At 66.5% G+C, this 15,180-nt stretch carries 12 protein-coding genes; 5 read left to right on the forward strand and 7 right to left on the reverse strand.

Going from position 1 to position 15,180, the window contains the following annotated elements; all coding sequences use genetic code 11:
• Positions 1-102: 102 nt before the first annotated feature.
• The 6 genes from FFI87_RS33825 to FFI87_RS33850 are packed head-to-tail and all read right to left on the reverse strand — an operon-like array spanning position 103 to position 7,812.
• Entirely contained in the window at positions 103-1,179 is a 1,077-nt protein-coding gene (locus FFI87_RS33825; RefSeq protein ID WP_138850687.1) for a type II secretion system F family protein, read from the reverse strand.
• Entirely contained in the window at positions 1,169-2,953 is a 1,785-nt protein-coding gene (locus FFI87_RS33830; protein ID WP_138850688.1) for a GspE/PulE family protein, read from the reverse strand. The genes FFI87_RS33825 and FFI87_RS33830 overlap by 11 nt, the downstream gene beginning before the upstream one ends.
• A gap of 4 nt (positions 2,954-2,957) precedes the next feature.
• Positions 2,958-3,548 carry a type IV pilus biogenesis protein PilP gene (pilP, locus tag FFI87_RS33835; RefSeq protein ID WP_012372038.1) on the reverse strand — a complete coding sequence of 197 codons (591 nt, stop codon included), beginning with the start codon at positions 3,546-3,548 and terminating at the stop codon, positions 2,958-2,960.
• Positions 3,538-4,854 (reverse strand): type 4b pilus protein PilO2, encoded by a 1,317-nt coding sequence (gene pilO2, locus FFI87_RS33840; RefSeq protein WP_126223945.1) that lies wholly within the window; start codon positions 4,852-4,854, stop codon positions 3,538-3,540. The genes pilP and pilO2 overlap by 11 nt, the downstream gene beginning before the upstream one ends.
• A gap of 25 nt (positions 4,855-4,879) precedes the next feature.
• Positions 4,880-6,613, reverse strand: coding sequence for a PilN family type IVB pilus formation outer membrane protein (locus FFI87_RS33845; protein ID WP_138850689.1), 1,734 nt, complete (start codon positions 6,611-6,613; stop codon positions 4,880-4,882).
• The gene (locus tag FFI87_RS33850) at positions 6,613-7,812 is read right to left on the reverse strand and encodes a toxin co-regulated pilus biosynthesis Q family protein (RefSeq protein WP_261378668.1); all 1,200 of its coding nucleotides are present in this window, start codon (positions 7,810-7,812) and stop codon (positions 6,613-6,615) included. The genes FFI87_RS33845 and FFI87_RS33850 overlap by 1 nt, the downstream gene beginning before the upstream one ends.
• A 9-nt stretch (positions 7,813-7,821) precedes the next feature.
• On the opposite strand from FFI87_RS33850, the gene FFI87_RS33855 reads away from it, so the two are divergent.
• The 3 genes from FFI87_RS33855 (at position 7,822) to FFI87_RS33865 (ending at position 10,635) form a co-directional block, all read left to right on the forward strand.
• Positions 7,822-8,472, forward strand: coding sequence for a hypothetical protein (locus FFI87_RS33855; protein ID WP_138850690.1), 651 nt, complete (start codon positions 7,822-7,824; stop codon positions 8,470-8,472).
• 87 nt (positions 8,473-8,559) lie between these two features.
• Positions 8,560-9,993 carry a helix-turn-helix transcriptional regulator gene (locus FFI87_RS33860; RefSeq protein ID WP_012372042.1) on the forward strand — a complete coding sequence of 478 codons (1,434 nt, stop codon included), beginning with the start codon at positions 8,560-8,562 and terminating at the stop codon, positions 9,991-9,993.
• 174 nt (positions 9,994-10,167) lie between these two features.
• Positions 10,168-10,635 carry a lytic transglycosylase domain-containing protein gene (locus FFI87_RS33865; protein ID WP_012372043.1) on the forward strand — a complete coding sequence of 156 codons (468 nt, stop codon included), beginning with the start codon at positions 10,168-10,170 and terminating at the stop codon, positions 10,633-10,635.
• A 209-nt stretch (positions 10,636-10,844) separates the two neighbouring features.
• Here FFI87_RS33865 and FFI87_RS35190 read toward each other — a convergent pair whose 3' ends face one another.
• Complete coding sequence (locus FFI87_RS35190) at positions 10,845-11,705, reverse strand: hypothetical protein (RefSeq protein WP_244097040.1); 861 nt, start codon at positions 11,703-11,705, stop codon at positions 10,845-10,847.
• 236 nt (positions 11,706-11,941) lie between these two features.
• On the opposite strand from FFI87_RS35190, the gene FFI87_RS33875 reads away from it, so the two are divergent.
• Together FFI87_RS33875 and FFI87_RS33885 are read left to right on the forward strand one after the other, a co-directional pair.
• Positions 11,942-14,098 carry a hypothetical protein gene (locus FFI87_RS33875; protein ID WP_138850890.1) on the forward strand — a complete coding sequence of 719 codons (2,157 nt, stop codon included), beginning with the start codon at positions 11,942-11,944 and terminating at the stop codon, positions 14,096-14,098.
• 259 nt (positions 14,099-14,357) lie between these two features.
• Complete coding sequence (locus tag FFI87_RS33885; protein ID WP_186381770.1) at positions 14,358-15,173, forward strand: phage tail tip lysozyme; 816 nt, start codon at positions 14,358-14,360, stop codon at positions 15,171-15,173.
• The last annotated feature ends 7 nt before the right edge of the window (positions 15,174-15,180 follow it).

A 15,180-nucleotide genomic window follows, 5' to 3' on the forward strand; every position in this document is an offset into this window, starting at 1 on the left:
GGTTTCCTCAATCGACACTAGAGAAAGACGTGCCATCTGCTTTCAACACCCGTTCGTTTGCACTGCGTCCGCACTGCGCTTGCACGTCATTACACGGCACGCTCAATGCAGACTCCGAGCCAAAGCCGCAATTTCCTGCTGAATTCCGAAGAAGCCGCTGATGAGCCACGACAGCACGAGCGCGAGCACGACGATCGCCGCGCCGTTGACCACGCGCATCTGCGCCTCGATCGTCTCCACGCCGTCGGTCATCCATTCGCTGGCGATCGCGTGCAGCGCCTCGGCGAAGCCCTTGTATTCGGCATACACACACAGATCGTCGACGATCTCCTCCGAAGGAAACCGGTAGCCGGCGTTCTTCATCGCCTCGCCGACGTTGAGCCCCGACTTCACGCCGAAGAGCATGTCGTCGATTCGCTGCCTGAGCCACGGCTTCGCATCGGTGGCCAGCCGCGCGAGCGAGCGTTCGACCGTGAAGCCCGCCGCCTGCAGCGACGAAAACGCGACGAGAAAACCGCAGCCCGTAATGAGCCGATAGATCGAGTAAGGCGGGTAGCGGTCGAGCCAGACCCGCACGTTGCCGGACCAGCGCGGCATCGAGTAAAAGAGCGCCGCGACGAGGATCGCGAGCACCACGAGGCAGTAGATCATGCCGCCCTGCACGAACCGGGACAGCTCGTAGAGCGACTTCGCCACGCCGTGCCAGCGCTCCGGGCTCACGATCGACGCGAAGCGCGGAATCACGAGCTTGCCGAACAGGTACACGTACCCGATCGTCATCGCCACGATCACGCACGGGTAGGTCAACCCGCCGACGATGGCCGTGCGGATCCGGCGGCTGTACTGCACGACGGTGCACACGTTCAGCAGCGCGGCCTCGAGGCGTCCCGACTGCTCGCCGGCCATGACGATCATCTGCTCGGTATGCGGCACCCACCACGCCATCGCCTCGGCCAGCATGCCGCCGTTTTGCACGACGCTGCGCCAGTCCGCGAGCGTCAATGCCAGCGGCTCGTTCGGCTTGCGGCCCTCGTGCGACGCACGCAACTCGAGCTCCTCGAGAATCTTGAGCAACGGCAAACCGTTCGCGAGCATTTTCGCGATCTTGCGATAGAGCCGCAGGCGCGGCTGCGTCGTGAATTGCAGGCGCGCCCAGCGTCGGTTGAGCTCAAGTGCCATAGCCGCTTCCGAGCGGCTGCGGCCGCCCCCCGCTGCCCTGCATGAACGGGCCGACCACGCGCTCCGCCATGCGCGGATCGATGAGGCCCGCCGCCACTTTTTCGAGCGCGTGCTGCGCGACCGTCTGCCCCGCGAGCTCGCTGAGCCAGTACGCCTGTGCATCGGGCTTGCGCCCGGCGCGCAGCAATTCGCAAAACGTCGCGTCGGTACGCACGACCTCGGCCACCACGGTCCGGCCGACCGTGCCGTTCTTGCAATGCGGGCAACCGGGCCCGGCCACGCGCACCGCGTCGAACCGCGCGCCGACGGCCCGCCTCACGCGCGCGACGAGCCCCATGTCGAGCTGTGCCATCGCCTCGGCCAGCGGGCGCGAGCAGTGCGGACACAGCAGCTTGGCGAGCCGCTGGCTGATGAGCCCCGTGACGAGCGATTCGTCCGTCACCATCGCGATCGGCAAGCCGAGATCGACGAGACGGTCCACGATCGCGAGCGCGCCGTTCGCGTGCACCGTCGTCCAGACCTGATGGCCCGTCATCGCGGCGCGCAACGCGCTTTGCGCCGAAGCGCGGTCGCGCACCTCGCCGATCATGATCGTATCGGGATCGAGCCGCATCGCATTCGCGATCGCGGCGGCGAACGCGAGCGAGCGCGCCTCTTCTGTCGGCGCGTTGACGACGGGCGTCTGCACGGCGCCCTCGATCGGGTACTCCACCGGGTCTTCCACGGTGATGACGTGGATCGAGCCGGCCATCTCGCGGAGTTGCTTCGTCAGCACGCGCTGCAACGTCGTGGATTTGCCCGAGCCGGTCGGCCCGCTGATGATGTTCATGCCGTGCGGCTGCTGCGCGAGCAGCTCGAACGCGTTCGCCTGCGCCACCGTGAAGCCGAGCTCGGTCAGGGCCGTCGCCTCGCCCGCATCGTTGTAGAGCAGCCGCAGCACCATGACGCTGCCGACGCTCGTGGGCGCCGTCGCGATCCGCACGCCGAAAAGCCGGTCCGGCAGCTTGTCGCGATCGCCGATGGCCGCGTCCTGGCGTTCGTTCGGCTTGTAGGTGTTGTCCGATACGCTCGACATCGCCGCATAAAGCGTGGCGAGCAGCCGCTCGCCGTACTCGCGCGTCTGCTCCGAAATGCGCACGAGTTCGTTGTGGATGCGAAAAAGAATCTCCGTGCTGAAGCGGTTCACACGGATATGGATATCCGACGCACGCTCGTCGCACGCCCGCGCGATCAGGTTCTTCGCGAGGACCTGCATCCGCGTGTGATCGATGCGCTCGGCACTGCCGTCGCGGCGCTGGCCCTGATAGCTGCGTCGGATCGCATCGAGTGTCACGAGCCGCGTCGCATAGCGGCAATTGAGCCGTTCGAGCCTCGCGCAGTACGACAGTACGAACGGATTCATTTCGTGCCCTTCGGCAACGAGCAGCGTACCGTCGTCGAGCAGACAGAGAAACTTGCGCTCCTCGTCGCTCGCGGCGAACTCGCCGCTGTCGGAAAGCGGGCGCGCCACTGCGGCGAGCGGCAGCGCCTGCCCCTGCGGCTGGCTTTGCGACGCTGCTTGCGCGGGCTGCACCGAAGCGGCGGCGGCAGCGGCCACGGCGCTCAGCACCGGCTCGCGTGGCCGCGCAACGGGCGCGAGAGCCGGCCCGGCCGGGGCCGCCGGCTGACCCTGCGTGAGAGACGGATCGGTTTCGACCGGCTTCACGGCGCGCGAGAGAATCAGTGGCGTCACGCTTGTGCGCGTCTTGCCCGGAGGTGTCGGAGACGAACTCATGGCGTCACCTCGCAGGCATCGGCAAAGCAGGCAGCGTCGGCACCGGCGGCACGCCGGGCGAGCCTGTCGACGCCACGTTGCTGCGCGCGGGCTGCTGCCGCGCGCTCGCGGAGACGGTCAGCGTCGTGCGCCGTCCGTCTTGCGATGCAAGGACGATCGCACCCGGGCGAATGGCCGCCACGCGCATGCCGTTGGGCAGCGCATCGCCGGGCCCGACGTCGAACTCCGCGCCGTCGCTCGTGGCCACCGTTGCGCTGAGCTTCTTGCCGAGCCCTTGTGTCGCCACGAGCGACACGTCCGAATACGAGGAGACGGTGCTGCCCATCCGGTGCAGCGCTTCTTGCCGCTCCGCCACTTGCGCCTGCGCATCGAGCTTTTTCAGCTGTGCCTTGAGGATCATCGTTTCCTCCTGCAGCCGCATCAGTTCGTTGGCTGCCTGCACGGCGGCCGGTGTCGGAACGACGTTCATGCGCGGCGCCGCTTCAGCCGGCGCGGCGGCCGTGGCAGCCGCGGCGCTGGCCGCGCCGGACGCGGCCAACGGCCACGCCCAGCAGCAGGCGAGCACCAGCACAGTCAATGCATCGTCATTTCTCATAGAGCACTCCGTCGAGCGTCCACTGCCCGGATTTGTATGAAAGCGTCTCGACGCGCACGCCCGGCTCGTCGAGATACCTGATGAGGCTGTCGGGCCGCACGCCGCCCAGTTGCGCCGACATGCGCCAGGTCTGCCAGCTCGGCGCCGGGGGCGGGCCGCCGCCCGGATGCAGCCGGTCCAGCGTTTGCGAAGCGAGGCTGCGCTGCGGCGCGCTTGCCGGCTGCAGCGTGAACGTCAGGCCGATGCCCAGCAACTGGAAGGCGGACAGCATGCGCAAGCGCACGCCGCGCACGCCATCGATCACTTCGTCTCCCCCCGCGGGCAATGCCAGCGGCTCCACGTAGCTCGCATGCTCGCCGTTGCCGTCGATCGTCGCGCGCGGCTCCGCCGCCATCAGCATCGCCACGTTCGATCCGTCCCGCGACCAGCTGTAGCTGACGTTCGACGCGCGGCAAACGTAGTCGTCGAGTTCCCACCCGCCCGGCGCGATGTGCGTGAAGTGATCGACGCACGCGCGAACGAACGCATCGGGCCGCGGCTCGCCGGCCCACGGGTGCGCGGCTTCGGGCGGTGCCGCGGGCTTGGGCGGATGCAGCGCGAGCTCCGCGCGCATCCGCTCGAACGCCTGCTGCCGCTCGACTTCCATACGGTGGCGCCGGTACGCGACGATGCCGGCCACGACCGCGGCCGCCACCACGATCGCGACGGCGGCCAGCAGCACCTCGCGCCGCGGTGCGCGCCGCGAGACACGCGACAGATTGAGCCAGCGCGGCAAATGCGGCTTGCCGCCCCGGCGCGGGATCATGTCCTCGATGCGCCGCGCGTAGAAGTTGTGGAACCCCTGCACTTCCAGCTGCGGATCGCCGATGACGACGTTCCAGCCGCCGAGGCTGTAATCGCTGTGCAGCCGCTCGAACACTTCTTCGCTGGAACCGATCCGATCGCCGTTCGGCAGGAATGCGCCGTCGCGCACGGCGAAGTAGGCCCAGCGCCCGTCGGGCAGATGGAACGCACCGAGCCAGTTGGGCGCCGGCTGCTGGCGTCCGTCGTAGAACGCCCCTTCGGCCGCGATCGTCTTCGACACGAGCGCGCCGAGCGACGGCAAGCCCAGTTGCGCGCCCTCGCGCGTGCTCGCGAAACCCGCGCCCGCGAAGGTGCGATCGATACGCAGCACCATCGCATCGAAATTCAGGCGCGCGGCGAGTTCCACTGCCTCCGCGCGCAGCGCGTGCCGGCGCGACAGCGATTGCCAGAAAAGGCCGCATATGAAACGCTGCCGGCCGATCTGGATGACTTGCGTCGCCATGAAGGATCCTGTGCCCGAGCGCGCTTCAAGCGCCGTTGATCGCGATCGGCGAGAGCAGGATGACGATCACCTCGCGCGTGCCGGAGGCGTTGAACCCGCCCATCGCGTAGTTCGACGGATGGCCGACGCCTTGCCGGTTATCCTGATCGGTGATCCCCTCGTAGCCGCTGATGACGAGCGTCTGCCCCGACTTCACGGCGATGCGCTGCAGGAAGTTGCGCGTATCGACGGTCGGCAGCTGGATCTGCTGGTTCGCCGGGCCGAACGGCACAAGGTTCACGAGCGACGAAATGTTGCTGTAGAACTGCATCATGATCGTGCCGTCGTCGAGGATGTGCGGCAGCACCGTGAGGTTGAAGCCGGTCGTGATCGTGCCCGGCGTGAGCGACGTCTGGCTGCCGATGTTGACGGTGTTGGTCGTCGAGATCTGCGCGAGATAGCCTTGCTGCTCGGCCACCTGCACGGGAACGGGCTGATCGTTGAGCGTCGTGATCGAGGCCGAGGTCTTGCGGTGCACCGTGCCCTGCGTCGACAGCGCATCGATGACGGCCGTCGTGCTCGACGCGCGGCTCGACGGTGTGATGACCGAGGCCGAGAGCTCGCTCGGGTTCTGGATCATGCTCGTGAACGCGGTGGTGATGCCGAACTGCGTGCCGAGCGCCTGATAGACCGCGTGCCAGTTGATGCCGTAGCTGTCCGCCGCGGAAAGCGTGACCGAGAGCACCGTCACGTTGATGAGCACCTGCCGCGCGAGCACGCGGTTTTGCTGCTCCATGAACTCGCCCACGCGCTCGAGCACATCGGGCGTATCGGTGACCGCGATCGAGCCCGTGGCTGGCGAGGTGATGACCGAGCCTGCCGGAGAGAGCATCGCCTTGATCGCCGTCTGCAAGCCGTTGTACACAGAGAGCTGCGCGTTCATCGTGATATTCGCGGTGTTGTCCGACGACACGGAGGGCGAACCGGACGTCCCGCCGCCTCCGCCGCCGATGCCCGCGCCGCCGGCGCCCGATCCGCCCGCCGCCCCCGCGCTGTTGCCCGAGGCGCCGCCGCTGTTGCTCGCACCGCTCACGACGTTCGTATCCAGCTTCGAGTCGCCCGGAATGGCAACGACCTGATAGACGCGCGTGGCCGTGTAGAAGAAGACGATCGCGCCGTCCTCGTACTTCCAATAGACGCCGAAGCGAGCCGACGCCGTGTCGAGCAGCCCGCGCAGCGTGCCGCGCGAATACGCGATGCGCACGGGCGAGGATACGCTCGGCACGCGCGCGGCCACCGTCGCCGCGCTCGTGCTCGGCGCGGGCCCCTGCAGCAGGCCGGCGGGCAGCGGCGGCACGCCGGGATAGGCTCCGGCGCCCCCCGTATCGACCGCGGTCTGCGTCGCGCGCGCGGCCGCTTCGCTCGTGCCCGGCGCAACCTTGGCCGGCAGGTGCGCGAGGCGCGAAATGCGATCGGCGAACATGCGCAGCGAATCGACCGTGCCGTCGAAGCTCGCCGGCTCGTCGAAGAGCTTCGGCAGCGTCGATTTCGTCGCGATCTTGATCGTCTTGCCCGAAAGCCAGAGTTCGTCCTTGACGATGACGTCGTCACTGCCCGGCACCGCGCGGTTGTCGCCGTTCGAGAGCTTGCCGAGCAATTGCCCCGCACGCGCGGTATCGGATTGCGAGTTGCGCTCGATCTTGTCCAGGAGACCGGTGCACCCCGCGAGCAGCGAGAGGCATGCGGCAAGGATGACGAAAGGACGACGGAGGACGCTCATCAACTTGCTCCTTTGGGAACGACGCGCATGACGTGGTTGCGCTGGTACAAGACCACCTGAATCGGCACCTGCGAGCCGGCGAGCGCATTGGTCACCTGACGCAGCGCTTCGGCGAGCGTGCCGTGTATCGTGGCCGTCGCGTCGACCTGAAAATCGGTCGGCACGTCCCAGATGAATTGCCAGCCGGCTTCGCTCGCCCAGCGCGCGAGCGCATTGCGCACGGAGCCGTCCGACAGGCGCATCTGCCACTCCGTGCGCTCGGGCGCCGCCGCGGGTACGAACGCCGGAGTCGCGGCGGGCGCCGACGATGGCGCCGGGGAGGCCGGGCCGGACGCCGGTTGCGTGGCGGCGAGCAACGGGGGCTCGATGGCGTCACGCTTTGCGGGCGCGGGTACCTGCGCTCGCGGCGGTGCTGAAACAAGTACCGGTACCGATGCCGGCATGGCCGGCCCGGCTGCCGGTGCGGGCGGCATCGCCAGAGCGGGCGCGGGTACCGATGCCGGCATGGCCGGCCCGGCCGCCGGTGCGGGCGACGTCACCGGAGCGGGTGCGGGTGCGGGTGCCGGCACGGGCGGGACCGCCAGTGCTGCCGCCGGTGTGCGAGCCGATGCCGGTGTTGCGGGTATCCACGTCGAAACGCGCGCCTGCGCCAAGGTCTGCGCCGGTGCAATGGCGGGTCCCGCCGCGGGAGCCATCGCCGCCGCGCCCGCGGGCAAGGTGGAAGACGCATTCGTGGCGGCACTGTTCATGCGCGACGCCGCGCCGGCCGCCGGCGAGGAAGGCTGCGGCGCGTCAACGTTTGCGCGCCGCGCATGCGCGGTCACCGTGAGCAAATGCATATCCGTATCGACGCGCGCCTGCAGTGCAGGATCGACCGACAGCACCTCGCCGAGCGCGTGCACGACCGACGAGCCGGCGCGCCAGCTCACGGACGCGTCGGCCCATGCGCCCGCGTTCGGCACATTGATGCTGTAACTCGTCGGCATGATCTGCTCGAGCGCGCGCAGCAACGGAACGTCGTGGCCGCCCGTGCGCACGACGCCGCCCAGGCGCTGCCCGCCGTCGACGATTACTTGCTGATCGGAAGCGTGCGCGACCGTGCAGGCGAACCAGACGCCGCACAGCAGCGCCCGAATTGCCGGCGGCATCGCCGCTATCCGAACATTCGCCCTCGGCCGGCTCCGCCTGTTGTCGCTCACGCATCTCGGATGGACCGGGAGTTCTATTTTTTTTGTTGCCACGTTCTTTTCACTCTGCTTGAACCATTACACCTGCCGGAACAAACCGAGCAACGGCAAGCCGACCCCTCGCTTTGTTCCGGAAACGCCAATAATTGCCCTAAAAGAAGCAGTACCGAATGGCGTCCGGAATTCGAAAGCAAGTATGCAAGAAAACAATACCGACTTGTAAGGATAGCTACAGCCCAATGGGTATTTACGGCAAAGTACACCGCACCTTTAAGTAAAAAAATACCCCTCGAAAATCATCCTTTCTCAGCCAGCATGGATGATACAGGCACCGGCGCAAGAATGTCGCCTTCGCGTCACAAGCCCCGCCCAGCATGGCGCTGTGGCAGCCGCCGCATTTTTTTGGACGTTTCGGCGCGAATCGCGGAATGGCCGCCCGCAGAAATATGCCAGATACAAACATGTGCTATGGCGACGTTCGCGGGCGAGCCGCCGATTGGGTGCCGTGCACCGCGCCAACAGCGTACGGCGGCGGCAAAAAGTAACAAAAAATCATCAAAAAAAGCGACGCAGGCCTCCCGCTCGTGCGTGAAAGCCCACCGCGGCACCGCCCTCTCCGGCAAATGCCGATGCCAAACCGAAGGTAACAAACCATCACAAACACGAGCCTAAATCGGCCCGCGATGAAAACATGCGCTCACTGCTTCACGAATCGTTTCACGCCGCTTAACGCATCGCTCATTGAATCAGGAGCACGACATGTTCTCGACGATCTACTTCGCCGCGGCCTCGGCCCTCGCTTTCGACGACACCCCTGCGGACGTCGCCTCGAAAATGCTCCAAGGCCAGTTTCTCGACGCTGTCCGCCACGCCGCACGCCATGCCGATACCGACACGGCGCAAGCTCAGCCCGGCTACGCACAACTGCAAGTCTGCGCCGACCTCGAGCTGATGCTCGGCCGCCATGAAGAAGCGGAGGAAACGTATCGCCGCGCGCAAAAAGCCATTCGCGCCCAACGCGACGGTCTGCGTATCGCGTCGTGCCGCAATACCGGCTGGCAAGCCTTCTTCCGCAACCAGTTCAACGTCGCGCTCAGTTGCTTCAAGCGCGTCGGCGAGGAAAAGGCGGCCACGCCGCACCAACGTCTCGACAGCCTCGTCGGTGCGACACTCGTTTCGTTTCATCTGGGCTTGATCCAGGCGGCGTGCCATCGCCTCGGCGAGCTGGCCGCGCTGGCGGCAACGCATGGCGATCGCCGCTGGAGCTACCTCGTGGAGGCGCTGCGGCGGGACCTCTTCGCGCAGCACGAACTGCACGGTGCCGAGCGACTCGCCGACCACATCTACTGGCGCTCGGCTATCGGGGAGTTCGAGCCGAGCGAGGCACCGGTACCCGGCTCGCAGCCCGCCGGGACCGTGCTGCCGCTGCTGGCCGAACGACTCTCGCACCTGAACCGGCTCGTTTCGCTGGCCGACGGCCGGACGAGCGCGGGCGAAACGCTCAAGCAATACGTAAGCTGGAGCCGCCAGGCCGGCCTCAACGATTATCACCGCAGCCTGTGCCTCGAAATCACGTTGGCCGCGATCGCCGGCCACGCGACGCCGTTGGCCGAAGCGATGCTCGATGCGTCCGGCGCGGCGAATTCGCAAGGCAGCCAGCATGCGCGCTGGTACCTCGACTACCTCTACTGTCGCGCGAAGATCATGCAGCAGCAGATGCGCACGCAGGAATTCGCACAGTTCTACGGCCGCTACGCGCTCGCGTCGATTCAGCACGTGCGCGCGGACATGTCGATGCCCGCCGCCGCGGCCGATCACATGCAGGCATCGCGCACGGCGCAGCGCTCCGACGACGTGAGCGCCCGCTTGCCGGCGAAATACCGCCGCGCCTATCGCTACCTGATGGACAACCTCGACCAAAAGGACCTTTCGGTGCGCGAAGTGGCATCGCATGTGGGCGTGACCGAGCGCGCGATGCAGGCAGCGTTCAAGAACCACCTCGGGCTGTCGCCGAGCGAGCTGATCCGGCGCCAGCGGATGGAGCGCATTCGCGACGACCTGCTCGACGACGGCGCACCGGCCACGCGCGTGCTCGACGTCGCGAACAAGTGGGGGGTGCGCCATCGTTCGACGCTGATCAACGGCTACCGGCGCGTGTTCCAGGAAGCGCCCTCGGAGACGATGGGCCGCTGAGGGCAGCGGTGTGCGGCGCCAAAGCGCCTGCACCACCGATCGGTAACACGGCCGGCCCGCGGCTTTTTTCCGCCAACGCCGTCCGACGAAACGCAAACGCGTGGGTCGGACGGCGTTTTCATTCCCACGTCGGTGCGAAGCGACTCCCGCACCGCTTCTCTTACCGGATGATCCATGATGCGACTATTCACGCCCAAGCCGGCGCTCGCGCTGGCGCTTGCCGTTCTGTCCGCGCGGCCCGCCGAAGTGCGCGCGCAGACCCCCGACTGCTTTGCGGCGGCCGCAGCCTATCAACATGTGAGCCCCGTCGTGCTGCGCGCGATCGCGTGGCAAGAATCGCATGGCAACGCGAACGCGCTCCATCGCAATCGGAACGGTTCGACCGATTACGGCATGATGCAGATCAACTCTATTCACCTTCCGCTGCTGTCGCGCTACGGCGTCTCGGCTGACGACCTCATGAACCCATGCTTGAGCGTGTACGTGGCTGCGTGGCACCTGCACAAGATGATGGTCAAGTACGGGAACAACTGGGCGGCGATCGGTGCCTACCATTCGGAGACACCTGCCGAGCGCGACCGCTACGCGCGTTCGGTGCAAAGCATCGTCGAGCGCATGAAGCTGGCGGACGACGGGCAGTAGGACGAGCAGGGGCAGCCGGGGAGACCCGGCTGCCCGCGAACGTCATCAAGAGAGAAAGCGACGTTGCATGAGGAAGTCGTCTCGTATGGCGAGCGCCAAGGCAAGCGCGAAATGGAGACGAAGCAGGAACGAAGCAGGCAGGAAGCGTGGACGATCAGACCGGGGCGTTCGCGAGCCGCGCGCGAAAACGCCGCGGCCCGCCGTAGCCGTTACTGCCCCTTGGCGGCGTTCGAAATGTTGCTGGCACCCTTGTTACCCACCGACGCCAGCGCCGATGTGAGCTCCTGCGACTGCTGGTTGACAGCGGCCGCCAACGTGTTCGCGTTGTTGAGCCGCGTCATCTCGCTTTGCTGCTGCATGAAGTCGTTTTGCATCGCAGCCATTTGCGTCACGGGATTCCCTGCACCGAGGGCCGATGGACGCATCATGTCACCCGCCGCATGCATTGCGGTGGACGCGACGCCGGGCGGCAGAAAGTGACTTCCGGCATGAAGCGCCGAACTCAGAAACTGTGCACCGACGTTCCCCGTGCGCCCCGGCAGGCTGGCAAAGTTGCGCGGCGGTGGTGGCGGAGGTGGCGGCGCGCCGTCGGCCCCCTTGAAGCTGGATAGCCCGTCCAGTTGGCCTTTGCTGCGCGCGGGCGCTTGCTTTTGTGCGCCGTCGGTCGCACCGTTCTTCGTCCCTTTCTCGAACTCCGCGATACGGGACCGGACGAGCCCCGTTTGAATTCCTAGGTTTTTCATGGCGAACTCCTTGAGTGACATGACGATTTCCGTCGCCAGCAACATCGCTCGATGTCGGCGCGGCACGGTCCCCGCATCCCACTCACGCGGAGCGATATCGAGGAATGCAAGCACAAGCTTATGCGCCACTGCATTGCGCAACGCAAGCGACGCGACGCGGCGAGCGAAATTGCGAAGTGCGCATGCGGCAAATTCTGATGAAGTGCGCAAATGGATTCGCAGTCGTAGCACCGGCGCCGGGATCGACGTGCGTTTTTTTGCACGCCACTTCGGAATCGGCAGGCTGCCACCGTTATGTCGTTTTACCTTTCCAACACGAGAACCCACGTTCGCAAAGCGCGAAGACGGAATCGACGGGCGAACGCACGTCGACCGCCTGGACGCGATGAGGCAGCGCGTCAGTCCATCAAGGCCTTTGTCGCGAGGCGACGTCGAACGATCGAAATCAACCGAAAGGAAACGTCATGACGATCAGCAACAGCACGCAAGTACGGTCATCATCGCTCGACCTCCCGCGCAACGACACGCAGCCCGCGCCGGCCCCGCGCCAACGAAGCGCATCGATGACCGGCCCGCGCCCCTCCGGCGGCGCATTGCTCGGCGCTCTGAGCAATGCACCCGCCTTTCCGGCGCACACCGGCAACCATGCACCGGCGCAGGCGGGCCCGCTTTCGACAACATCGCAATCGGTTGGGACGGCGCAGCCTCCATCCCCGCCGCTGCCGGCGCCAGTCAGGCGCAGCTCGCTGCCTGCGCGCGCATCGTCGTCAGGCTCCGCGATCGGCCGCCAAGGCGGCTCACGGTCGCTGCCCAGTTCGGGCAAGCTGGGCGCTCAACGTGCAGCCCTGGCAGACGGGACGATACCGATGCTCAACTTGTCGGGCGGCGGGGAGTCGAGCGAAGAAGTGCCCGTACACGAGGAACCGCAACCACACACGCCTGCATCGCAGCACGACAGTGCGACGCCCGTTCGACATCAGGAGACCGCGGAAACGAAAACTGCCGACAAGCAACCGGCCACGGCGCGTTCGGGCAGCCCGTTGCCGCACGAGAAGGAGGCCACGGGGCTGACAGCCGCGACGACGAGCGAGGCCGAATCGACACCCGACACGTCGCGCGCGGCCAGCCCGGTGCCGCTCCCGAAAGAGACGCTGGCGCTCGTGGACGAGGCAACGACGAGCGCCGCGCCACCGCAAGACGACCAGGTGCCGACAAAAAACACTTTCACGACGCCTTCCCACGCGGAAGCGTCATCGTCGCGCCTGCCCGACACACCTTCGTTGTCCGAGGGGCACGACACGGCGTCCCGGAGCCCTCTCTCCCCGAATCCGGCCAGCTTCTCGGCGCCTCACCTCGTCGCGCACGACATCGACAGTCAGGAGCCCGAAAGCCCGCCCGAAGCAACCGTTTCGAGCTCGTCGTCCCGGGTAGCACCGGAAACCCGCACGCCGGCCCCCGCCGGGACATCGGTGATCGCGGAGACGGAGGACACACGTCCGGCATCGGCCGCGGCGGTCACATCGGCGGTCGCGGAAACCCAAGACATACGTCCGGCATCGGCCGCCTCGATCAGCAGCCACCTGTCGGCCGCGCTGTCCCGGCCGGGGCAGATCCAATCGTTCATCTCGAACGTCGGCGACATGCTGACCCGGAACCCCTACGGCGCCGCGCAACCGCTCAAAGGGTGGACGGCCAACCTCGTCAACGCGTTCAGTCATGAATTCGTCGCAACCGGCGGCGCCACGCTCTTCCGGGAGTTGTGCTCGATGGCGACCGAAGCAGTCCTGGACAAGACCGGCGCGGGGCCCGAAACACGCGGCGCAATTACGGCCTCGCTGTTCACGGCGGCGGCGATGGGCAACCTGGCCGCGATGTTGCACAAGTATCACACCGGCGCCGCGGACAACAAGACCTACGCGGGCCACGGTGCGCAGATCATCGCGCTGATAGCGACGGTGGCCGCCGCAGCCTATACCGGCAAGAACGACGCGGGCAACGGGCATCTTGGGCAGCTCGCCGGCATACTGCCTAGCGCGATCAAATCGTATGCATACCTGGCACGCGACGTGATCAACGTGTTCCGCCCGCTCGAAGGCAATCACGACGCAGGCTACGAGCGCCCCGTCAGAGGCCAGATGCTCAACGACGTTCCGTATTTCGGAAACCAGCTCGCCGTGAACACCGCACAGGGCAGCTCGCAATGGTCGGCCACGTCCTACGTCGACAGCCTCATTCACCACACGAAGACCAACGCTGCGATCAAAGGCCTGTTCGGCTATTCGGCAGCGAATGCCGCCGGCGAGGGGCTGGATGCAATCGGGGGACGCGTGGCCTCGGAAATCTCGACGCACGGCTTCACGGGCAAGGCGCTCGATGAACTGAAGACGCTGCGCCTGAGCTGGGGCAAGATCGACACCTCCGCAACCAGCACGGCCAGGCAGCTCGGGGACAAGGCGGCCGGCGCGGGAATCGCGCGTCTCAGCCTGTTCCTCTCCCTTTATGCCGCCACCGCCGTGGTCAATCACGCCGTGGAGGGAGGCGATTGGTCCGCGGGCACCAAGAGCTTCGCGGAGAACGCGTTGGGCGCACTGCTCATCATCGCGGGATGCCTGCCGTTTGCCGCGAGCACGTCGAGCCCGTCGAACCGGTCGAACGAGGGGCGAACGATCGGCGCCGACAACGTGATGGAACTGGGCGTGATGCATCGCACGACCGCCTGAGCAACCGGGCCGCGCCGAGCAAGCGAAACGACGAAGGTTCGCGCAGGTGGCCGCATCGGTGGCGCGGCGGCTCGCCTGCCGCAAGCCGCTTGCATCGGCATCGCGGCCGCCCCCGGTTCGGCAGTTCGGCAATCCGACAACGACTTCGCATCCGTCAAGGCGCTGTAAGCGCCGGGCAATACATTAGGTTTCGCAGGCGGCCGTTATCGGCCCTCCACCAGCAACTGACGAATACCGTCATTCTCACGCGGAGAAAATCATGTCCACCACAGCAGTGCAAGGCTATAACGCCGGCTATCTGAACGGCATCGACGATGTCGGCGGCATTGGCGGCACGAACGAATCGCAGCTCGCACAACTGCTCGAGTTGCTCATCGAAGAAATCAAGCAGATTCTCGATCCCTCCAGCCAGAATTCAGGCGATGCGGGCGGTGTGGGCGGCATCGGCGGCGGTACGCCTTCGTACGCCGCGCCGCCCGCGTATGCCGGCGGTGGCGGCGGCGCACCCGCTGGCGTGAGTGGCGGCGGTGGCGGCCACGGCGGTGGCGGCGCGTCGCCGGGCATAGGCGGCGGTGGAAGCGGTGGCGGCGGCAGCCACGGCAACACGCTGCCCACTGTATCGGGCGGCGACGCCGCGCACGCCATCGCACAGGACCTCAAATCGCGCTACGGCCTGACCGACGCGCAGGTAGCCGGCGTACTCGGCAACCTGCAGCAGGAAAGCGGGCTGCAAGGCAACGTCAATCAAGGCGGCGCGAAGGGCGCGCCCTCCGGCAACTTCGCGGACGACAACGCCAACGGCTGGGGTCTTGCGCAATGGGGCGGCACACGCAAACAAGGCGAAATCAACTATGCGAAGGAGCACGGGCTCGACCCGGGCAGCCTCGAAGCCAACATCGGCTTCATGAATCAGGAACTCGACACCACGTACAGCAAGACGATCACGGACATCAAGCAGACGACGACGGCGGAACAAGCGGCACTGGTCTGGGACAAGGACTACGAACAGGCCACCGATCCGCAAATGGAAAACCGCAACAAGTACGCCGAGCAATTCCTCGCGCAAGGTTTCTGAACGCGAA

Source organism: Burkholderia sp. KBS0801, from assembly GCF_005937855.2.
GTDB lineage: Bacteria > Pseudomonadota > Gammaproteobacteria > Burkholderiales > Burkholderiaceae > Burkholderia > Burkholderia ambifaria.